This window comes from Pseudomonas sp. AC136, from assembly GCF_979258585.1.
On sequence record NZ_OZ409865.1, the window covers coordinates 2383502 to 2405000 of the forward strand.

Sequence of the window (21499 nt, forward strand, 5' to 3'; positions counted from 1 at the left end):
AGAAAGATATGGACGCGCGGGTGGTTTTTTACAAGCTCAAGCGGTATGGAGCCGCATGAACGGTCGGATTATTCCTTCACTTCCATAAACTCTTTCGCCCAGAGCAAATAGTCTTCGGGGTGCGTGTATTTGTGCGAAAGCTCCGATGCGCTGAGATCACTGGCGACCACTTGGCGCTGTTCGCGCAGGCAGTCGTAGGTGGCTTTGATGGCGGCGAAATACGCGGCATGACCGTCCACCACAATGCGCACGCCCAGGCTGGCAAGACGGGCGTCGTCACGTAGCGACGGGTTGCCATAGGTCACCAGCATGATCGGCACGGTGAGGTGCGCGGCGATGCGTTCCAGGTGTTCGAAGTCGGTGATGCCGACCATGCAGATGCCGTCGGCACCGGCGGCTTGATAGGCCAGGGTGCGGCTGATGACTTCATCCACCGACAGCACGCCGGCATTGGTGCGGGCGATGATCGCCAACGCCGCATCGACACGGGCTTCCAGCGCTGCGCGAATCTTGCCGACGCCTTCTTCCACGGGGATCAGGTCGGTGGACTTGCGCCCGAACTGCGCCGGTAGCAGCGTGTCTTCCAGCGTCAGCGCGGCGACGCCGGCGCGCTCAAGTTCCTTCACGGTACGCATCACGTTCAGCGCGTTGCCGTAGCCGTGGTCAGCATCGGCGATCACCGGCAGGTTAGCGACGCGACCGATGCGGGTGGCCTGTTCGACAAATTCGCTCAGGGTAATCAGCGCGAAGTCCGGCGCGGCCAGTACCTGCAAGGAGGCAACCGAGCCGCCAAGAATGCCGACTTCGAAACCGAGGTCGCCGGCAATGCGCGCGGACATGGGGTCGAACACCGACGCGGTGTGGTAGCAGAATTCGGATGACAGCAACGCACGGAAGGTGCCGCGCAGCGCATGGTGGGAGGCTCTGGGCATAGGGGTTCCAACAGCTGTTTTTATTGGTGGTATGAGTCGTTACCTAACCTTAGCAAGACACATACCCGCTGCCAGCTTAACCCACGGCCCCTTTCTAGAGCCTTTCGACGGCGTGTTGCTGGCTGAGGGTGGCGAATTTACGCCGCCGCCAGCCATGTAGGGGCGGCAAACCGCCACTACCTGATAAATGGTTCTTCAATGGCTGATCATCCACGGCCGCCCGGCCGGTTTGCCTTTCATGGCGTGAGGATTGGCCTTGGTCGGCGCCAAGGGTTTATTGGCGCTGCAGCAGCCGCAACCGGCCGGGTGTTTGCGCGCTTGCTTGTACTCATCGAGCGTTTGCGGCGCATGGGCGCTGCGCTCGTTGGCCGCGTGGGCGCGGCGCTGGCTGCCGGCCATGGTCGACAGGCACGGCGCCGAGAGAATCACCCGTTTGCTGGTGCTGCCGCAGGCCGGGCACAGGCACGGTTCGTCGCGGTCCGCCATGGGACGCAACATCGTAAAGTCGCCGCAATCGGCGCAGTCGTATTCGTAGATGGGCATTGGGTTATCCCTTGAGGGCCAATCGCGGCTAAAGCCGCTCCTACAAACCGCACCCTCTGTAGGAGCGGCTTTAGCCGCGATTGGCCAAACCTGAAAACAACGTTCTCTACATCAGGGTTTCATCACCTGGGCCATGCCAACGCCGCCCGGCCCCGGCACAGCCCAGGCGACGAAACTCATTTGTCCGGCGCTTTGGGTAGGTCGATGCTGCCATCGAGGTACTTGGTCGGGCCGGAGGCATTCGGGTTGATGTCGAATTCGAAAATCTCAGTCGGCAGCCACAAGGTGGCGCAGGCGTTGGGGATATCCACTACGCCGCTGATATGGCCCTGCACCGGCGCGGAGCCGAGCAGCGAGTAACCCTGGGCCGGTGAGTAGCCGAACTTGGTCAGGTAGTTGATGGCGTTCAGGCAGGCCTGTTTGTAGGCCAGGTTGACGTCGAGGTAATGCTGCTTGCCGGCGTCGTCTACCGAGATGCCTTCGAAGATCAGGTAATTGTTGTACGTCGGCACGATGGGGCTGGGTTTGAAGATTGGGTTCTTGATGCCGTACTTGGCCATGCCGCCTTTGATCAGCTCGACCTTCATGTGCACCCAGCCGGCCATTTCGATGGCGCCGCAAAAGGTGATTTCGCCGTCGCCCTGGCTAAAGTGCAAATCGCCCACCGACAACCCGGCGCCGTCCACATACACCGGGAAGAAAATCTTCGAGCCGCGCGACAGGTCTTTGATATCGCAGTTACCGCCGTGCTCGCGTGGCGGCACGGTGCGGGCGCCGGTCATGGCGGCCAGGTCGCGGGCTTCGCCCTTCATCTTGCCCATGTGCGCGGTTGGCGCCATCGGCGCGTTGGCCAGCGGCGGCACGCGGGTGGGGTTGGTGTCGATCAGTTCCTGCTCGCGCTTGTTCCACTCGGCGAGCATTTTGTGATCCGGCAGGCAGCCAATCAGGCCGGGGTGAATCAGGCCGGCAAAGTTAACGCCCGGAATGTGCCGCGAGCTGGTGAACATGCCTTTGAAATCCCAGATGGACTTCTGCGCTTCGGGAAAATAATCAGTGAGAAAACCGCCGCCGTTCTGCTTGGAGAAAAAGCCGTTGAAACCCCACAGCGAATCCGGCTTGGCGCCGATGTCGAGCAGATCAACCACCAGCAAATCGCCGGGTTCGGCACCGTGCACGCCCACCGGGCCGGAGAGGTAGTGCACGGTGGTCAGGTCCACATCGCGCACGTCGCTGGCGTCGTCATTGTTCTTGATCGCGCCGGCGGTCCAGTCATAGGTTTCCAGAATGAAATCGTCGCCCGGCTTGACCCAGCAGGCCATTGGAATGTCCGGGTGCCAGCGGTTGTGAATCTGCTCGTTTTCGGTGGCGGCCTGGTTGAGGTCAACCTTGATCAGCGTATCGGTCATGACAAAGCTCCTGGACCTTGTGAGGGTGGTGCGCAGTGAAGCGCCGGGGTACGGAGCTAGTCTTGTTCGGCTGGGGAAATGGATAAATACGTTGGATGACGTATGCGTGCAGGGCTTGAATGGCGGGGGCTACAGCGGATTTTCGGGCGGGCGAAAAGCATCGCGGCTAAAGCCGCTCCCACAGTTGTACTCGCACCCGTGGGAGCGGCTTCAGCCGCGATTGGTGGAACAGGCAATCACACCGACAAATACCGGCTGATGGATTTCTCATCCACGTTATCGCGCGTTTCCTCGACCACGAATTTGCCTTTTTCGATGACCAAAAAACGATCGGCGATTTCCATGGTGAAACTCAGCACCTGCTCGGACACCACAATGGTCAGGTCACGCAGATTGCGGATTTCTTTGAGCTTGTGGGCGATGTCTTTGATGATCGAGGGCTGGATGCCTTCGGTGGGTTCGTCGAGCAGCAGCACCTTGGGGTTGGTGGCCAGGGCGCGGGCAATTGCCAGTTGTTGTTGCTGGCCGCCGGAGAGGTTGCCGCCTTTGCGCGAACGCATTTCGTGCAGCACGGGGAACAACGCGTAGAGGTCGTCTGGCACCTTGCCTTTGGCTGATGCGGGCAGGCCGGTCTGGATGTTCTCCAGCACGGTCATGTGGGAAAAAATCATTCGGCCTTGCGGCACATAGGCGATGCCGTGCTCGACGCGCTGGTGGGTTTCCAGCTTCGACACGTCGTGCCCGTCTACCGAGATTTGCCCGCCCCACTGCGGCAGCACGCCCATCAGGCTTTTGAACAGCGTGGTTTTGCCCATGCCGTTGCGGCCCATGACCGCGACGATTTCTTTTTTCGCGACATCAAGGTTCAGCTCGTGAAGGATTTGGCTCTGGCCGTAGCCGGACACCAGGTTGGAAATGGTGAACATAGGGTGTGCCTCTTGTTCGCAATAGATGAAATACCCGGCCCTCACCCCCAGCCCCTCTCCCGCAAGCGGGCGAGGGGAACTCAAACGCGGTCTCCGTCCAATCCCCTCGCCCGCTTGCGGGAGAGGGTGCCCGAAGGGCGGGTGAGGGGCTGTTCGACCTCAATGCCCCAGATAAACCTCAATCACCTTCGGATTACTCTGCACCGCCTCCATGCTCCCTTCCGCCAGCACCTTGCCCTGGTGCAGCACGGTCACGCGGTGGGCGATGCTTTTCACAAATTCCATGTCGTGCTCAATCACCAGCACCGAGCGCCCTTGGCTGATGCGGTTGAGCAGGTCGGCGGTTTGCACCCGCTCGCTCACGCTCATGCCGGCCACCGGTTCGTCGAGCATCAGCAGCGCCGGGTCTTGCATCAGCAACATGCCGATCTCCAGCCATTGCTTCTGGCCGTGGGAAAGCAGGTCGGCCTGCTTGTCGAGGAAGTCGCTGAGGAAGATTTCACCGGCCACCTCCTCCACCCGCGCGATCACTTCGGTGCTGCGTTTGAAAAACAGCGCGCCGAACACTTTGCGCCCGGCCGGGTATGACATTTCCAGGTTCTCGAACACGGTGAGGTTTTCGTAGATCGAGGGGTTTTGAAACTTGCGGCCGACGCCGGCGCGAACAATGTCGTACTCGCGCATCTTGGTCAGTTCGCGGCCTTCAAATTCGATGCTGCCGGCGGTGGATTTGGTCTTGCCGCAAATCAGGTCCAGCACCGTGGTTTTGCCGGCGCCGTTGGGGCCGATCACCACGTGCACTTCATTGCGGTCGACGTACAGGTTGAGGTCGTTCACGGCCTTGAAACCGTCGAACGAAACCGTCAGCCCTTCGATGGCCAATACCGGTTTGGCCGCTTGAAATCCGGCGGGGCTGTTCATGGCGTGGTCTCCAGTTCGCGCGGTGCGGTTTTCGGTTCAGGCTTGACGGCAAACACACGGGCTTTGGTTTCCGGCACGCCAAACAGTTTTTTACCCAGGGCAAAACGCGACAGCCATTTGCGCCCGTGGCTTTCCCACAACCCGGCGATGCCGTTGGGGAAGTACATGACCACCACGATAAACAGCCCGCCCATCAGGTACAGCCACAGCTCGGGGAAGCTCTCGGAGAAATAGGTTTTGCCAAAGCTCACCAGCAAGGTGCCGTACACCGCGCCAAGCAGCGACATGCGCCCGCCTACCGCGGCAAAAATGACCATTTCAATCGACGGCACGATGCCGACGAAGCTCGGGGACATGAACCCGACCTGCAAGGCAAACATCGCCCCGCCAATGGCCGAAAACGCCGCCGCCACGCAGAACACGAAGACCTTGAAACTGGCCACGTCGTAGCCGGAAAAACGCACGCGCTCTTCCTTGTCGCGCATGGCCATGAGCAGGCGGCCGAGCTTGGAGGTGAGGATGAAACGCCCGAGCAACACGCAGCCCAACAACAGGAAGGCGTTAACGAAGTAGAGAATGGTTTTCGAGCTGTCCGGGCGGATGTCCCAACCGAGTAAGGTTTTCAAATCGGTGATGCCGTTGACGCCGCCAGTAAGCCCCTGCTGGCCGATGATGAGGATGGTAAGAATCGCCGCAATCGCCTGGGTGACGATGGAGAAATACACATCGCCCACGCGTCGTTTGAACATCGCCACGCCAATGATCAGCGCCAGCAACGTGGGCACCGCCACCACCGCCAACAGCGCAAAGCTGAAGCTGTGAAACGGCTGCCACATCATTGGCAATTCGGTGATCTGGTTCCAATCCATAAAGTCCGGAATGCCGGGTGTGGATTGAATTTTGGTGCTCTCGGGGTCAGATGCTTCGAGCTTCAAAAACATCGCCATGCAGTAGCCGCCAACGCCGAAGAAAATGCCCTGGCCCAGGCTCAAAATGCCGCCGTACCCCCAGCACAACACCAGGCCAACGGCGACGAAGGCGTAGGTCAGGTATTTGCCGACCATGTTCAGGCGGAAGGTGTCGAGCAGCAGCGGGAACACCACCAATATCAGCGTGGCCAGCACCAACAGGCCAATGGCCCCCTGCTTGCCACCAAGCAGGCTTTCATATGCGTTTTTCATGGGCGGTTTCCTATCGTGTATTCGTGCACTTCGCCAGCAAGCTGGCTCCTACGAAGAGCAGACCGCACTCGCCTGTAGTAGCCCGCTTGCTGGCGAACCTCCAGCCAACTCACTTCCTAACCTTGATTGAAAACAGCCCTTGCGGGCGCAGCATCAAAATCAGAATCACCGCCGACAACGTCAGCACCTTGGCCATCGAACCCGAGAGGAAAAATTCCATGATCGATTGCGCCTGGGCGATGGTGAATGCCGAGGCGATGGTGCCCACCAGGCTGGCAGCGCCGCCGAAGACCACGGTGAGAAAGGTGTCGACGATGTACAGCGAACCCGCTGTCGGCCCGGTGGAGCCGATGGTGGTGAATGCGGCGCCAGCCACGCCCGCCACGCCGCAGCCGAGGGCAAAGGTCATGCGGTCGACCCGCTTGGTATTGATGCCCACGGCACGGCTCATCACGCGGTTTTGCATGGTGGCGCGCACCTGCAAGCCCCAGCGCGAGCGGTACAGCATGAGGAAAATGGTGGCGGTCAGCGCGGCGGTGAGGGCCATCACGAACAGGCCGTTCTTGGGAATATCCACCGCTGCCGTGGGGCTCCAGGAGCCCATGATCCACTCGGGCATTTCCGCGCCCACTTCACGCGCGCCGAAGATCGAGCGGAAGGCTTGCTGCATCACCAGCGAAAGGCCCCAGGTGGCTAGCAGCGTGTCCAGCGGCCGGTGGTACAGCTTGCTGATCATCGCCCACTCCACCAGCCACCCGAGGGCGCCGGCGATAAAGAACGAGGCGATGATCGCGAAGAAAAAGTAGTACGGCTGCAAGGCCGGTACGTAGTGCAGCGTGAGCGTGGAGATCACGTACGTGGTGTAAGCGCCAACGGTGAGGAACTCGCCATGGGCCATGTTGATCACGCCCATTTGCCCGAAAATAATTGCCAGGCCGAGTGCCATCAGCAGCAGCACACAGAACACCGACAAGCCGTTGAACCCCTGCATGACGGCGATTGCGCCGAAGTCGGTAAGCCATTCCATGAGTGGACTCCTGATGGTTGGTGGGATGAATGCGCAAAGCGACTGAGTAAAACCCGCCCCTCATCCCAGCCCTCTCCCCGGAGGGGCGAGGGGGCGGACAGGTGTTACGCCGTCATCAACGCAACGCAGGTCGGTCCCTCTCCCCCCGTGGGAGAGGGCTAGGGTGAGGGGGGACTTTCAGCCCTTACTGATAACCCTTAGGAAACGGATTCGGCTCAATCAGGTCCGACTCATGCACCACCTTGAACGTACCGTCGGCCTGAATCTGGGCAATGCGCGCCTTGCTCCACAGGTGATGGTTGTCGTGCACTTTCACGTAGCCTTCGGGCGCGGTGGTCAGTTCGATGCCAGGCGAGGCGGCGACCACTTTGTCCACATCAAAGCTGCCGGCTTTTTCCACGGCGGCTTTCCACAACCAGGGGCCGAGGTAGCCGGCCTGGGTGACGTCGCCGATCACCGAGTCCTTGCCGTACTTGGCTTTGAATTCCTCAACGAATTTCTTGTTGTTGGGGTTATCCAGGGTCTGGAAGTACTTCATCGACGAGTAGAAGCCCTTCATGTTCTCGCCGCCGATACCGAGCATTTCGTCTTCGGTAACCGACAGGGTCAGCAGGGTTTGTTTGTCGCTGGTGATGCCGGCGGCTTTCAGTTGTTTGTAGAAGGCCACGTTGGAGCCACCGACCACGGCAGCGAACACCACGTCGGGTTTTTTCAGTTTGATTTTGTTGGTCAGCGAACCGAACTGGGTGTTGCCGAGCGGGTAGTACTCCTCGCCAACCACGGTGCCGCCGAGCACGTTTTCGATGTGCTTGCGGGCGATTTTCATGGAGGTGCGCGGCCAGATGTAGTCCGAGCCCAGCAGGTAGAAGGTTTTTGCGCCCTTCTCTTTGGCGATCCAGTCGAGGCTGGCGAGAATTTGTTGGGTGGCTTCCTGGCCCGTGTAGATCACGTTTTTCGACTGCTCAAGGCCTTCGTAAAACGTCGGGTAGTAGAGCAAGCCGTTGTCTTTCTCGAAGATTGGCAACACCGCTTTGCGCGAGGCCGAGGTCCAGCAGCCAAACACCGTGGCGACCTTGTCGCTCTCCAGCAGCTTCTTGGCTTTTTCGGCGAAGGTCGGCCAGTCGGAGGCGCCGTCTTCCTGAATCACTTTAATCTGCCGACCCAGAATGCCGCCCGAGGCGTTGATCTGGTCGATGGCCAGGCGTTCGGCCTGAATGGCGCCGGTTTCGGAAATGGCCATGGTGCCGGTGGCCGAGTGCAGCTGGCCGACGGTGACGGTGGTGTCGGTAACCGCCAGGCCCGTGGTATTGGCCGCATCCGCCAGCACGCTCTGGCTGAACACGCTCGCCGCCAGCAGCGACAGTGCCGCCGCACCGAGCGCCAGCCGACGGGGAAGAAAGCTCGTCAATCGTGAATCCATGATGCTGCTCCTCTGGTAGTTGGCCTCCCCGGCTCGCCTTTCGGGTACCGGCTTGGGGTTGCAGCAAGGATGGGGCGCAGCAGCGTGGCGGCGGTATACGCAGGTTGACGTAAGCGCATACGTCATCTGACGTACAGCCGCCTGCCCCGGCCTGGTGCAAGCTAGCCGCACGCCACGCAGCCAGACAAAAGCCCAGGCGCAGCAGGCGCGCGTATTAACGGGGGCGCAGGCCGTAAACGGGCCGGGGCATGGAAGTTGCTCGGCACCCCGCAGGCCTTTTCCTTCCGAGCTTCAGGAGCCCGACGTGCAACCCACCGGCACCCAGCGCATCGTCAAGATTCGCCGCGACTACAACAGCTGGGTCGCCGACGAGACCATGGAGGACTACGCGCTGCGCTTCACCCCCCGCTCGTTTCGCAAATGGTCGGAGTGGCGCATCGCCAATACGGCGATTGGCGCGGTGTCGTTTCTGGCCCTGGAAGCCATCGGCGGCGCGCTGGCGCTGAGCTACGGATTCACCAACACGCTGTGGGCCATTCTGGCGGTGAGCCTGGTGATTTTTCTCACCGGTTTGCCCATCAGCTACTACGCCGCGCGCTATGGCGTGGACATGGATTTGCTCACCCGCGGCGCCGGCTTCGGCTATATCGGCTCGACCATCACCTCGCTGATTTACGCCAGCTTCACCTTCCTGTTTTTCGCCCTGGAAGCGGCGATCATGGCCTTGGCGCTGGAGCTGTATTTCCACATTCCGCTGGCCTTGGCCTATGTGATTTGCTCGGTGCTGGTGATTCCCCTGGCCGCTTACGGGGTGACGCTGATCAGCCGTTTGCAGCTGTGGACGCAGCCGCTGTGGATTGTGCTGTTGCTGCTGCCGTATCTGTTTGTCGCGTGGAAAAATCCGGAAGCACTGAGCGACTGGACCAGCTTTGCCGGCCGCGAAGGGGAAGGCGGCGCGTTCAATCTGCTGTCGTTCGGCGCCGCCTGCACGGTGGCCTTGGCGCTGATTACGCAGATTGGTGAGCAGGTCGATTACCTGCGTTTTCTGCCGGAAAAAACCGCCGCCAACCGTAAACGCTGGTGGGCCGCATTGCTGATGGCCGGGCCGGGCTGGATTATTCCCGGCGCGCTAAAAATGCTCGCTGGGGCGTTTCTGGCCTTCCTGGCGCTACAGCATGAAATTCCCATGGAGCGCGCCGCCGAGCCCACGCAGATGTACCTGGTGGCGTTCGGCTACGTGTTCGGTTCGCCGCAGTTGGCGCTGGCGGCGATGGTGCTGTTCGTCATTGTGTCCCAGGTAAAAATCAACCTGACCAACGCCTACGCCGGCTCGCTGGCGTGGTCGAATTTCTTCGCCCGCGTCACCCACAGCCACCCGGGCCGCGTGGTGTGGTTGGTGTTTAACGTGGCGATTGCCTTGATGTTGATGGAGCTCGGGGTGTTCGAGGCCATCGAAGAGGTGCTGGGGTTGTACGCCAACGTCGCCATCGCCTGGATTGGCGCGGTGGTCGCCGACCTGGTCATCAATAAACCGCTGGGCTTTTCGCCGCGCCATATCGAGTTCAAGCGCGCCCATCTTTATGACATCAACCCGGTGGGCGTCGGCGCCATGCTGGTGGCCTCGTTGCTTTCGGTGCTGGCCCATGGCGGGGTGTTCGGCGCCATGCTGGAAGCGGCGTCGCCGGTGGTGGCGCTGGGCACCGCCTTTGTCACCGCGCCGCTGATTGCCTGGCTGACCAAGGGCCGCTTCTACATCGCCCGCAGCAGCGCGCCGCAATTGCTCTACCCCGCCGGGCCGGTCGCGCAGTTGCAATGCGGCTTGTGCAGCAACGCCTTCGAGGCGCCGGACATGGCGTTCTGCCCGGCCTATAGCACGCCGATTTGCTCGCTGTGCTGCTCGCTCGACGCCCGCTGCGGCGACGCCTGCAAGCCGCAGGCACGACTGGTCGATCAGATGGATAACTTCGTACGCTGGCTGTTCCCCCGCGCTTCGATTCCCCGTTTGCACAGCCGCCTGGCGCAATACCTCGGACTGCTGCTGGTGCTGGTGGCCTTGCTGCTTGGCGCCCTGCTGATGATTTACAGCCAGGTGTCCCACAGCCTCTTGCCGCACTCGCCGCAGGTGCAACAGACGCTGTACCTGGCCTTTCTCAAAGCCTTTCTCACCCTCACCGTGTTCGCCGCCATTCTCGCCTGGTGGGTGGTGCTGACGCGGGAAAGCCGGCGCGTGGCCCAGGAAGAATCGGACCGGCAAACCGTGCTGCTGATGCAGGAAATCGAAGCCCACAGCCGCACCGACGAGGCGTTGCAAAAAGCCAAAGAGGCCTCGGAAGCGGCGAATGCGGCGAAGAGCCGCTACGTGACCGGGCTGTCTCACGAGCTGCGCACGCCGCTCAATAGCATTCTTGGCTACACCCAGATTCTGCAACGCGACAGCGCCATGCCCGGCCAGCATCACGACGCCCTGGCCACCATTTACCGCAGCGGCTCGCACCTGCTCTCGCTGATCGATGGGCTGCTGGACGTGGCGAAAATTGAAGCGGGCAAGTTGCAGTTGGAACTCAGCGAAATTCCCTTCCCCGAATTTATCCACGACCTTCAGCGCATGTTCACGCCGCAAGCCGAAGAGAAAGGCCTGCACTTTCGCCTGGAGCAGCAAGGGCGCATGCCGACCGTGGTGCGCGGCGACGAAAAGCGCGTGCGGCAAATTCTGATCAACCTGCTCGGCAACGCCGTGCGCTTTACCGACAGCGGCGAGGTGTGTTTGCGCGTGAGCTATATGCGCGAGACGGCGACGTTTGAAATCGTCGACACCGGCATCGGCATTGCGCCGGAGCAAATCGAGCGGATTTTCCAGCCGTTCGAGCGCGGCGACCTGATGCGCCAGGACAACGGCGTGGGCCTGGGCCTGACCATCACGCGCATGCTCACCTCGTTAATGGGCGGCGAGTTGTCGGTGCGCAGCGTGCCGGACCAAGGCACTTGTTTTCAGGTGCGCCTGTTTCTTTCCGAAGTGCGCGTGCCGCAGGCGGTGGTGCACGTTGAGCACGACATCATTGGTTATCAGGGCCCACGCCGGCTGATTCTGCTGGTGGACGACCATATCGAGCACCGCCGTATTCTTGCCGGCATGCTCGAGCCGCTGGGTTTTGATATCGCCCAGGCCGCCAGCGGGCAGGAAGCGATTCGTCAGGTGGCGCTGTTAAACCCGGATCTGATCCTGATGGACCTTTCGATGCCGCACATGGATGGTTGGGAAACCAGCCGGCTGATCCGGCGCAACGCGCTGTCACTGGCGCCGATCATCGTCATTTCCGCTAACGCCTTTGCCGACGACCGCGAGCGAAGCGTCGCTGCGGCCTGCAACGATTACCTCGCCAAGCCGGTACATACGCCCGCCTTGCTAGAGAAAATTCAGACGTACCTGGGCTTGCGTTGGGTGAAGCGCGCCAATGTGGTCGCCGGGCCTGCGCAGGCACTGGTAGCGCCGTCGGCCGGCGCCTTGGCTGAACTCTACGAGCTGGGCGAGCTGGGCTATATCAAAGGCATTTTGGAAAAGCTCGACTGGCTCGACCAACACGAACCGGTGAGCGCGACCTACACGCAGAGCCTGCGTGCGCAGGTAAAACGCTTCCAGCTGAACGAATTCAATCGCCGGGTAAAAGACGCCCTGCAACACCTCACCCACCCCACCGACGCGCCTGCCGAGGAGACGCCATGAACGCGCTCACTGCCCACCAGGGCATTGTGCTGATCGTCGATGACACGCCAGACAACCTGGCGTTGTTATCCGACGCGCTCGACATGGCCGGCTATATGGTGCTGGTCGCCCTCGACGGCGCCAGCGCTCTGGAGCGCATGCAGCGCCGTCGTCCGGATGTGGTGCTACTGGACGCGATGATGCCGGGGCTGGATGGCTTTGAAACCTGTCGAAGGATCAAGGCGCAGGCCGAGCTGGCCGACATCCCCGTGCTATTCATGACCGCCCTGTGCGACAGCGAACACGTGGTGGAAGGCTTCGCGGCCGGCGGCATCGATTACGTGACCAAGCCGATCCGCCCTGACGAAGTGCTCGCCCGTGTCGCCGCCCACCTGCGCACCGCTCGCAGCCTGCAATCGGCCCGCAGCGTGCCGGCCTTGCGCCCCGCACCGACCCAGGCGCAAACCCAGGAAGCACTGGCCCAGCGCTTCCAACTGACGGAACGGGAAGTGGAAGTGCTGCAATGGGTGAGTTGCGGCAAAACCAACCGTGACATCGGCGACATTCTCGGCCTGAGCCCGCGCACCGTGAACAAACACCTGGAGCACGTTTACGTAAAACTCGGCGTGGAAACCCGCACCGCCGCAGCGGCGGTGGCGATTGCGGCTGCTCGGTAGTAAACGCCGCAATCGTAGGAGCGAGCTTGCTCGCGAAGCTTTTTAAAAAGAGCTTCGCGAGCAAGCTCGCTCCTACAGACCTCGCGCCGCACCGTAACGGTGCGCGCGCGTACCGCTCGCACCAAATAAAACCTGACCACTGCCCCAGTTTTTACCCCGCCCCGCCCACCACGGGCCTTGCCGGGTTTGGCACCGCCCTTGCTCTGCACCCGTTATTGAATCTGCCGGTACACCGTTATGTTGGTCATCCATTCCCGTATCCAGCCACAGCAGAGCTGGGACGCCGAATTGCACTTAAGCTTCGGCGCACGCAGTAAAAGTCGCCTGCGCTGCTTTACGGTCTCCGGCGAAGACGTCGGCTTGTTCCTGGAACGTGGCCAGCCGGCGCTGCACGATGGCGAGTTTCTTCAGGCGCAAGACGGGCGCGTTGTCCGTGTCAGCGCCAGCCCTGAACGCTTGCTGCACGTCACCTGCGTCAATGCCTTCGAACTGACCCGCGCCGCTTATCACCTGGGCAACCGCCATGTCGCGCTGCAACTGGGCGATGGCTGGCTGCGCTTGCCGGAAGACTACGTGCTGCAAGCGATGCTGGAGCAGTTGGGCGCAACGGTCGAACTCATCGACGCGCCTTACCAACCCGAGCAAGGCGCTTACGGCGGCGGGCATCACCACTCCCATGCCGGCGACGAAGAATTCAGCTACGCGCCGCGCCTGCACCAATTTGGCGTGCGCACGTGAGCATCGGCCCGCTGAGCCCGGCCTGGGCGCTGATGCGCCTGGCCAGCCCGCAGCTGCCAATCGGCGGCTACAGCTACTCGCAAGGCCTGGAAATGGCGGTGGAGCGCGCGCAGGTGTGTGACCCGGAAAGCGCCCAACGCTGGATCGCCGATCAACTGCTGCTCAACCTCGCCCGCTTCGAAGCGCCGCTATTGCTGGCCCATTGCACCGCCGCGCTGGCCGGCGACTGGTCCGCGCTGGCCACGCTGAGCGAACAACACCGCGCCAGTCGCGAAACCCGTGAGCTGCAGCAAGAAAGTCGGCAAATGGGCTATTCGCTCAAGCAACTGCTTGAAGGCTTGCCGGAACTGGATGACGACGCCCGTGGCTTTCTCGCCCAACAATCCGAGCCTGGTCTGGCCGTGATGTGGGCATTGGCCGCACGCGCCTGGGCCATCAGCGCTGACGACGCGCTGGCCGCGTGGCTGTGGGGCTGGCTGGAGAACCAACTGGCGGTGCTGATGAAAACCCTGCCGTTGGGTCAGCAAGCCGCACAGCGCCTGACATCTCAGCTGCTGCCTTTGCTGCAGCACGCCCACGTTCAGGCACAACACTGCTCACCCGAACAACGAGGCAGCGCGGCCTTTGGCCTGGCGTTGGCCAGCATGGCGCACGAGCGCCAATACAGCCGCCTCTTCCGCTCTTGATCGCCAAAAGGAACAGACACTCATGAACAGCCAACCTCTACGCGTCGGCATCGGTGGCCCGGTAGGCTCCGGCAAAACTGCGCTCACCCTCGCCCTGTGCCTGGCGCTGCGCGACCGCTACAACCTGGCCGTAGTGACCAACGACATTTACACCCAGGAAGACGCGCAATTTCTCGTACGAAACGAAGCGCTGGCGCCAGAACGCATCATCGGCGTGGAAACGGGCGGCTGCCCGCACACCGCGATTCGTGAAGATGCTTCCATCAATCTGGAGGCTGTCGACCAGCTCAATCGCCGCTTCCCCGGCCTGGACCTGATCATCGTCGAGTCGGGCGGTGACAACCTTTCGGCTACGTTCAGCCCGGAACTGTCCGACCTGACCTTGTACGTGATCGATGTCTCGGCGGGCGACAAGCTGCCACGCAAGGGCGGGCCGGGCATCTGCAAATCCGACCTGCTGGTGATTAACAAAGTTGATTTGGCACCGATGGTTGGCGCGTCGCTGGAAGTGATGGAGCGCGACACCAAGAAGATGCGCGGCGACAAGCCCTTCGTGTTCAGCAACCAGAAAGTCGGCCAAGGTCTGGACGAAATCATCGCCTTTATCGAAAAACAGGGCCTGCTCACCGCAGCCTGAAACGTCCGCCGTTTTTATAAAAAGGAGCTCACATGAATCTGCGTAAAGCCCTGTTTAGCCTCGCGCTGTTTCTGTCCCCCGCCGTGGCATTCGCCCACCCTGGGCACGACAGCAGCGGCCTGCTCGCCGGCATCGCTCACCCGATCACCGGCCTCGACCATTTGCTCGCCATGCTGGCGGTCGGGCTGTGGGCGGCACAACAGAAAGGGATGGCGCGCTGGGCGCTGCCGGTAACGTTCGTCGGCACCATGCTGCTGGGCGGCGTACTGGGATTCGAAGGGCTGCAGTTGCCGTTTATGGAAACCGGTATTGCCGCTTCCGTGTTGGCGCTGGGCTTGTTGGTGGCTGTAGCCGTGCGGCCTCCAGTGGCCGTGGCCATGGCGCTGACGGCATTGTTCGCACTGGCCCATGGCGTGGCGCATGGCCTGGAATTGCCTGAAGTGGCGAGCCCGTGGGGTTATGCGGCCGGCTTCGTAGCGGCGACTGCGGCGCTGCATGCGGCCGGCTATGGCTTGGTTCGCGTATTGCCGTCTGCTGCCGCGCCGCTGGTGCGGATCGCCGGCGCGGTATCGGCTGGCGCTGGGGCCTGGCTGCTGGTGAGCTAAGCCGACGAGCCTGACGTTACGGAGCCCTCTCCCGCACGACCGTTGTCCTGTGGGAGAGGCTTCACCTCGATGAGGCCAACACCGTTTAAACGTGTACCGCCACTCGCAACGCTTCGTAGGAACCTGCCGCAGCAATGCCCACCGCTGCGGCCAATTCTAAAACCCGCTCCAGATCGGTGGTGTACACCAACACCGCCTGCATCTCGTCGTCCAGCGGCTGACTGAAATCAACCAGCACATAGCCTTTGGTTTCCGGACTCAAGGCGCTGAGTTGCACCTGAATACGGTTCATCGCCGTGAGCGGTTCGGTTTTCTGCAGTTGCTTGGGCTTGATGTTGAACGTCACTTCTTTGCCAAACGAGTCGATGATTTGTTGCAGCAGGTCGGGGTAACTGTCTGCCTGGAACAACACTGTTTCCGGCAGGCTGCCCACCACTACCCATTCGCCGAGTGGGATGGGGAATGTATCGTCGTAGTTGATATCCGGATTAGCTGCCAGAAAGGCAGCCGGATCGGCGTAGGCTTGCGCCGCTTCGTCCGCAATCTTGTCGATTTCCTCGGCGCCCATGCACCCCGAACTTATTTTGCTGATCAGTTCTACGAGTTGGTCTTTCATGGGGAGCTGGTCCTGGCTGAGTTGAGGGCGCCAAGGATATCGCGAAGGTGCGAGCCCTGCTATTTGGCGAACAGTTGGCCGATGTCTTTGAACGCCTTGAACTCCAGCGCGTTGCCGCACGGATCGAACAGGAACATGGTGGCCTGCTCGCCAACCTGGCCCTGGAAGCGGATGTGCGGCTCAATCACGAACATCAGGCCTTTTTCCTGCAAGCGCTTGGACAAGTCTTCCCACTCCTGCCAACCCAGCACCACGCCGAAATGCGGCACGGGGACGTCGTGACCATCAACTTCGTTGGTCATGACCTGTTCCTGAGACGAGGTTTTCGGGTGCTCGTGGATCACCAGCTGGTGGCCAAAGAAATTGAAATCGACCCACTTCTCGCTGGAGCGGCCTTCAGCCAGACCAAAGGTTTCACCGTAAAACTGGCGCGCAGCGGGAAGATCGAACACTGGAATAGCCAAATGAAAGGGGGAAAGACTCATGCGAAATGCCTCAACAAGACGTGGGAATAACTGCTCAGGTTTGAGTCTAGCCTTGTAGTTATGAATTGAAAGACGGTATTTTTTGCACCGAGCACAAATTATTTCGATCAATCCCACAGACGAGCCGAGCCAATGCTGCGCGAACTAAAGACGTTTCTCGCCGTCGCACGGTATGGCACCTTTGCGGCGGCAGGCATGCACATCGGCCTCACGCAGTCGGCGGTCAGCGCGCAAATACGCAACTTGGAGCGCGCGCTCAATCAGTCGTTGTTTGATCGCACCGGACGGCAGGCCGTGCTCAACGCGGCCGGCAAACGTGCGCTGCCCATGGCCGGCGAAATGCTGGACCTCTTTGGCCGCATGGCCACTGTGGACAGCTCGGGAGAATGCAGCGGCGAGTTGCGAATTGGCGCCATTGCCAGCGTGCAGACCGGCTTATTGCCTAACGCACTGCTGCGATTAAGGCAGGCTGCGCCGAGGGTAGAACCGAAGCTGGTTCCGGGCGTTTCGCTCAATTTACTGAGTCAGGTGGATGCCGGCGAACTGGATGTTGCCATTTTGATTCGCCCGCCTTTCCCGCTGCCCAAAGAATTGCACACCCAGTTGCTTCGCCAGGAACCGTTTGTGCTGGTGGTGCCGGAGAACGTGAATGGCGACGACCCGTTGCAGATTCTGAGCGAGCACCCACTGGTGCGTTATGACCGGACTTCGTTTGGAGGACGGCTAGTGAGCCGCTTCTTACGTGAACAGCGCTTGGATGTTCAGGTGGCGCTAGAGCTGGATGAGTTGGACGGGATTGTGAAGATGGTCGAATGCGGCCTGGGCGTTACGCTGATTCCTCTGGCGGGGCTGTGGCTTGAGCTGGGCGCCAAGGTAAGAATCATCGAATTGGGCGAGCTGACGTTTCACCGCGAGCTGATCATGTTGCTGCGCCATAGCCAGCGAAACTTGCCAATTCTGCAGCTATTTAACGAATGCATCCAAAGGCAGTAATAACCCGCCCATAAAAAAACCCGGCTTAGTCGGCCGGGCTTTTCAGGTGAGGTAACGCGAAGCGTCAAACCACACGATTGGCACCGGTACGATCAGCGCCACCTTCAGCTACACGGTTTGCACCGGTACGGTCAGCACCGCCTTCGGCTACACGGTTTGCGCCGGTACGGTCAGCACCACCTTCGGCTACACGGTTTGCACCGGTACGGTCAGCACCGCCTTCGGCTACACGGTTAGCGCCGGTACGGTCTGCACCACCTTCCGCTACACGGTTTGCGCCGGTACGGTCAGCACCGCCTTCGGCTACACGGTTTGCAGCAGAACGGTCAGCGCCGCCTTCGGCAACCATCGACGAGTGAACGAATTGACCATCAAACGTGAACTGAGGTTGGTCGGATGGCAGAGCAAATACATTGGCGGAGAGGCTGGCCAGGATCAGGCTGGCGAATACTTGGCTTTTCATTTTTCGGCTCCTTGCGGGGGCTGGTAAGTGGGTACGGAGCCTATGGTACTCACCGAGATTTTTCGTAGAAGTGAAAGGTCCCAATAGTCACCATCGATACGAATGATTGCTGGCTTTTCTCTTTGTAAATCAAGCCACTAGCTTCGCTAAACATAGGTAGAAACGAATTCCTGACACCCGTTTTTTGACCTCCCGCCCAGCTTATTCGCGCTACTTCGCCAACAATTTTTGCTTGCGCTCGATACCCCAGCGATAGCCTGAAATGCCGCCATCGTTACGAACGACACGGTGACAGGGGATCGCCACAGCCAAAGAATTAGCTGCACAGGCACCGGCGACGGCACGAACAGCCAGAGGCGCTCCAATAACTTCGGCGACGTCGCGATAGCTAGCGGTTTTGCCGACGGGAATTGTTTGGAGCGCCTGCCACACGCGCTGCTGAAACGCCGTTCCGCGTATATCCAGAGGCAAGCTCAGCCCTTGGCCCGGCGCTTCGACGAAGGCGATGACCTCGGCAAGGGTTTGGCTGAATGCGTCGTCGGCAGCTTCGATAAGGGCGTTGGGAAATCGGCGGCGTAGGTCAGCTTCGAGCACGGGCGCGTTGTCATCAAACAGAATCGCGCAAATGCCGCGCTCACTTTGCGCCACCAGCAACGCACCGAGGGAGCAGGCACCTAGGGCGTAGCGAATCCGCACACTAGCGCCACCGGCCTTGTAGGCTTTTGGAGTCATGCCTAGCAGCTGATTAGCCACGGTGTAGAAACGTCCGCTGGAATTGAAGCCGGCTTCATAGAGCGCTTCGGTTACAGACCCACTCGCAGTGAGTTGGTCACGAACGCGATTGGCCCTGTGCGCGCTGGCGTAGCCTTTTGGCGTGACTCCGGTGATTGCTTTAAACAAGCGATGGAAGTGGTACGGACTCAGTCCGACCTGGGCGGCGAGCGCGTTTAGGGTCGGCGGCGATTCTGCTTGTTCGATTACGTGACAGGCACGCTCGATCAATGCGCGCTGCGTTTCATCAGGCGACCTCTGGTCAGGTTTGCAGCGCAGGCAGGCGCGGAAACCCGCGGCTTCGGCTGAGGAGCAGTCGAGATGGAACTGGACATTCTGGGGTAACGCGTGACGCGCCGAGCAGGAAGGACGGCAGTAGATGCCGGTGGAAGTCACTGCGTAGACGAACTGGCCGTCGGCGGCTTTGTCTCGCGCTTGCACGGCGAGCCAGCGCGGGTCGCTGAGCGTTTGGGCGATGCGGGTGTTTTTGTCGAGATTGGAACTCATCGAATAGCTCACGATTGGAAGCTGAGCGTACGGTATCAGGGGATCCACCCGGGGGGCATGCTGAATCTTGCTATCGAATTCGGACTTCCGTAGAGAGCGGAGCTGACTGGCTGGGCCCGCTCAGTTGGCGGCCGCTAAGTCGGCCGACATACTTGCTTTAGCTCAAGCTATCCAGATCAAGACGTCTGCGCAGACCTATTTTTCATCGCACAAAAACAAACCCCCTACCCGTTTTCACGAGTAGGGGGTTTGGAATTTAAGCTTGACGATGACCTACTCTCACATGGGGAGACCCCACACTACCATCGGCGATGCGTCGTTTCACTACTGAGTTCGGGATGGGATCAGGTGGTTCCAACGCTCTATGGTCGTCAAGCAATTCGGGTGGAGCGTCGCGTTAGCGCAGCTCCAAATTGGGTATGTGATTGAGTGTTGCAGGTATTTGTGTGTTTGCCGAATTTTCGGTTTGTATCGTCTTCACACCGTCAATTTGCGCTAAGTAAATTGCTTGGGTGTTATATGGTCAAGCCTCACGGGCAATTAGTATGGGTTAGCTCAACGCCTCACAACGCTTACACACCCCACCTATCAACGTCGTAGTCTTCGACGGCCCTTTAGGGGATTCAAGATCCCAGTGAGATCTCATCTTGAGGCTAGTTTCCCGCTTAGATGCTTTCAGCGGTTATCTATTCCGAACATAGCTACCCGGCGATGCCACTGGCGTGACAACCGGAACACCAGAGGTTCGTCCACTCCGGTCCTCTCGTACTAGGAGCAGCCCCTCTCAAATCTCAAACGTCCACGGCAGATAGGGACCGAACTGTCTCACGACGTTCTAAACCCAGCTCGCGTACCACTTTAAATGGCGAACAGCCATACCCTTGGGACCGGCTTCAGCCCCAGGATGTGATGAGCCGACATCGAGGTGCCAAACACCGCCGTCGATATGAACTCTTGGGCGGTATCAGCCTGTTATCCCCGGAGTACCTTTTATCCGTTGAGCGATGGCCCTTCCATACAGAACCACCGGATCACTAAGACCTACTTTCGTACCTGCTCGACGTGTCTGTCTCGCAGTCAAGCGCGCTTTTGCCTTTATACTCTACGACCGATTTCCGACCGGTCTGAGCGCACCTTCGTACTCCTCCGTTACTCTTTAGGAGGAGACCGCCCCAGTCAAACTACCCACCATACACTGTCCTCGATCCGGATAACGGACCAGAGTTAGAACCTCAAAGTTGCCAGGGTGGTATTTCAAGATTGGCTCCACGCGAACTGGCGTCCACGCTTCAAAGCCTCCCACCTATCCTACACAAGCAAATTCAAAGTCCAGTGCAAAGCTATAGTAAAGGTTCACGGGGTCTTTCCGTCTAGCCGCGGATACACTGCATCTTCACAGCGATTTCAATTTCACTGAGTCTCGGGTGGAGACAGCGCCGCCATCGTTACGCCATTCGTGCAGGTCGGAACTTACCCGACAAGGAATTTCGCTACCTTAGGACCGTTATAGTTACGGCCGCCGTTTACCGGGGCTTCGATCAAGAGCTTCGCGTTAGCTAACCCCATCAATTAACCTTCCGGCACCGGGCAGGCGTCACACCCTATACGTCCACTTTCGTGTTTGCAGAGTGCTGTGTTTTTAATAAACAGTCGCAGCGGCCTGGTATCTTCGACCGGCATGAGCTTACGCAGTAAATGCTTCACCCTCACCGGCGCACCTTCTCCCGAAGTTACGGTGCCATTTTGCCTAGTTCCTTCACCCGAGTTCTCTCAAGCGCCTTGGTATTCTCTACCCAACCACCTGTGTCGGTTTGGGGTACGGTTCCTAGTTATCTGAAGCTTAGAGGCTTTTCTTGGAAGCATGGCATCAACCACTTCGCGCTCTAATGAGCACTCGTCATCAGTTCTCAGCCTTAACCGCCCGGATTTACCTAAGCAGTCAGCCTACAACCTTAAACTTGGACAACCAACGCCAAGCTGGCCTAGCCTTCTCCGTCCCCCCATCGCAATAACTAGAAGTACAGGAATATTAACCTGTTTTCCATCGACTACGCTTTTCAGCCTCGCCTTAGGGACCGACTAACCCTGCGTCGATTAACGTTGCGCAGGAAACCTTGGTCTTTCGGCGTGGGTGTTTTTCACACCCATTGTCGTTACTCATGTCAGCATTCGCACTTCTGATACCTCCAGCAAGCTTCTCAACTCACCTTCACAGGCTTACAGAACGCTCCTCTACCGCATCACCTAAGTGATACCCGTAGCTTC

At 59.9% G+C, this 21499-nt stretch carries 19 protein-coding genes and 2 rRNA genes (1 of these 21 only partly in view); 7 read left to right on the forward strand and 14 right to left on the reverse strand.

All coding sequences use genetic code 11. From position 1 onward, the window contains the following. Window positions 1–68 precede the first annotated feature (68 nt). From ACZZZU_RS10825 to urtA, 8 genes are all read right to left on the reverse strand, one after another. Entirely contained in the window at window positions 69–932 is an 864-nt protein-coding gene (locus ACZZZU_RS10825; RefSeq protein WP_122452231.1) for an isocitrate lyase/PEP mutase family protein, read from the reverse strand. A 195-nt stretch (window positions 933–1127) separates the two neighbouring features. Next, window positions 1128–1475, reverse strand: coding sequence for an FmdB family zinc ribbon protein (locus ACZZZU_RS10830; RefSeq protein ID WP_122452229.1), 348 nt, complete (start codon window positions 1473–1475; stop codon window positions 1128–1130). A 176-nt stretch (window positions 1476–1651) separates the two neighbouring features. Continuing rightward, window positions 1652–2881: a formamidase gene (gene fmdA, locus ACZZZU_RS10835; protein ID WP_463383837.1), complete on the reverse strand. Its 1230-nt coding sequence runs from the start codon at window positions 2879–2881 to the stop codon at window positions 1652–1654. A 236-nt stretch (window positions 2882–3117) separates the two neighbouring features. Then, window positions 3118–3807 (reverse strand): urea ABC transporter ATP-binding subunit UrtE, encoded by a 690-nt coding sequence (urtE, locus tag ACZZZU_RS10840; protein ID WP_463550585.1) that lies wholly within the window; start codon window positions 3805–3807, stop codon window positions 3118–3120. 159 nt (window positions 3808–3966) lie between these two features. Further along, a complete protein-coding gene (gene urtD, locus ACZZZU_RS10845) occupies window positions 3967–4728 on the reverse strand; it encodes an urea ABC transporter ATP-binding protein UrtD (protein ID WP_463550586.1) in 762 nt (253 codons plus the stop codon). Further along, entirely contained in the window at window positions 4725–5909 is a 1185-nt protein-coding gene (gene urtC / locus ACZZZU_RS10850) for an urea ABC transporter permease subunit UrtC (RefSeq protein WP_122494673.1), read from the reverse strand. Before urtC ends, urtD begins: the two co-directional genes overlap by 4 nt. Window positions 5910–6018: 109 nt before the next feature. Next, window positions 6019–6936, reverse strand: coding sequence for an urea ABC transporter permease subunit UrtB (urtB, locus tag ACZZZU_RS10855; RefSeq protein ID WP_162998709.1), 918 nt, complete (start codon window positions 6934–6936; stop codon window positions 6019–6021). A 184-nt stretch (window positions 6937–7120) separates the two neighbouring features. Next, complete coding sequence (gene urtA / locus ACZZZU_RS10860) at window positions 7121–8356, reverse strand: urea ABC transporter substrate-binding protein (protein WP_463550587.1); 1236 nt, start codon at window positions 8354–8356, stop codon at window positions 7121–7123. A gap of 304 nt (window positions 8357–8660) precedes the next feature. On the opposite strand from urtA, the gene ACZZZU_RS10865 reads away from it, so the two are divergent. From ACZZZU_RS10865 to ACZZZU_RS10890, 6 genes are all read left to right on the forward strand, one after another. Beyond that, complete coding sequence (locus ACZZZU_RS10865; RefSeq protein ID WP_463550588.1) at window positions 8661–12077, forward strand: ATP-binding protein; 3417 nt, start codon at window positions 8661–8663, stop codon at window positions 12075–12077. Further along, complete coding sequence (locus ACZZZU_RS10870) at window positions 12074–12733, forward strand: response regulator (RefSeq protein ID WP_463550589.1); 660 nt, start codon at window positions 12074–12076, stop codon at window positions 12731–12733. The genes ACZZZU_RS10865 and ACZZZU_RS10870 overlap by 4 nt, the downstream gene beginning before the upstream one ends. A 237-nt stretch (window positions 12734–12970) precedes the next feature. Further along, entirely contained in the window at window positions 12971–13471 is a 501-nt protein-coding gene (gene ureE / locus ACZZZU_RS10875; protein WP_463550590.1) for an urease accessory protein UreE, read from the forward strand. A gap of 11 nt (window positions 13472–13482) precedes the next feature. Next, complete coding sequence (locus ACZZZU_RS10880) at window positions 13483–14157, forward strand: urease accessory protein UreF (RefSeq protein ID WP_463552130.1); 675 nt, start codon at window positions 13483–13485, stop codon at window positions 14155–14157. A gap of 22 nt (window positions 14158–14179) precedes the next feature. Then, window positions 14180–14794 (forward strand): urease accessory protein UreG, encoded by a 615-nt coding sequence (gene ureG / locus ACZZZU_RS10885; protein ID WP_110618149.1) that lies wholly within the window; start codon window positions 14180–14182, stop codon window positions 14792–14794. 32 nt (window positions 14795–14826) lie between these two features. Further along, entirely contained in the window at window positions 14827–15399 is a 573-nt protein-coding gene (locus ACZZZU_RS10890) for a HupE/UreJ family protein (RefSeq protein WP_463383841.1), read from the forward strand. 85 nt (window positions 15400–15484) lie between these two features. Here ACZZZU_RS10890 and ACZZZU_RS10895 read toward each other — a convergent pair whose 3' ends face one another. Both ACZZZU_RS10895 and ACZZZU_RS10900 read right to left on the reverse strand, forming a co-directional pair. Continuing rightward, window positions 15485–16015 (reverse strand): hypothetical protein, encoded by a 531-nt coding sequence (locus ACZZZU_RS10895; RefSeq protein WP_122494684.1) that lies wholly within the window; start codon window positions 16013–16015, stop codon window positions 15485–15487. 59 nt (window positions 16016–16074) lie between these two features. Then, window positions 16075–16500 carry a VOC family protein gene (locus tag ACZZZU_RS10900; RefSeq protein ID WP_122494686.1) on the reverse strand — a complete coding sequence of 142 codons (426 nt, stop codon included), beginning with the start codon at window positions 16498–16500 and terminating at the stop codon, window positions 16075–16077. A gap of 132 nt (window positions 16501–16632) precedes the next feature. Here ACZZZU_RS10900 and ACZZZU_RS10905 point away from each other — a divergent pair, with 132 nt between their 5' ends. Further along, window positions 16633–17493: a LysR family transcriptional regulator gene (locus ACZZZU_RS10905; RefSeq protein ID WP_463550591.1), complete on the forward strand. Its 861-nt coding sequence runs from the start codon at window positions 16633–16635 to the stop codon at window positions 17491–17493. A 64-nt stretch (window positions 17494–17557) separates the two neighbouring features. Here ACZZZU_RS10905 and ACZZZU_RS10910 read toward each other — a convergent pair whose 3' ends face one another. The 4 genes from ACZZZU_RS10910 to ACZZZU_RS10925 form a co-directional block, all read right to left on the reverse strand. Beyond that, window positions 17558–17956: a phage infection protein gene (locus ACZZZU_RS10910; RefSeq protein WP_463550592.1), complete on the reverse strand. Its 399-nt coding sequence runs from the start codon at window positions 17954–17956 to the stop codon at window positions 17558–17560. A 210-nt stretch (window positions 17957–18166) separates the two neighbouring features. Continuing rightward, window positions 18167–19234, reverse strand: coding sequence for a bifunctional DNA-binding transcriptional regulator/O6-methylguanine-DNA methyltransferase Ada (ada, locus tag ACZZZU_RS10915; protein ID WP_463550593.1), 1068 nt, complete (start codon window positions 19232–19234; stop codon window positions 18167–18169). 260 nt (window positions 19235–19494) lie between these two features. Next, window positions 19495–19610, reverse strand: a 5S ribosomal RNA gene (gene rrf / locus ACZZZU_RS10920). Window positions 19611–19753: 143 nt separating this feature from the next. Continuing rightward, window positions 19754–21499: ribosomal RNA gene (locus tag ACZZZU_RS10925) — 23S ribosomal RNA — on the reverse strand (it continues 1144 nt past the right edge of the window).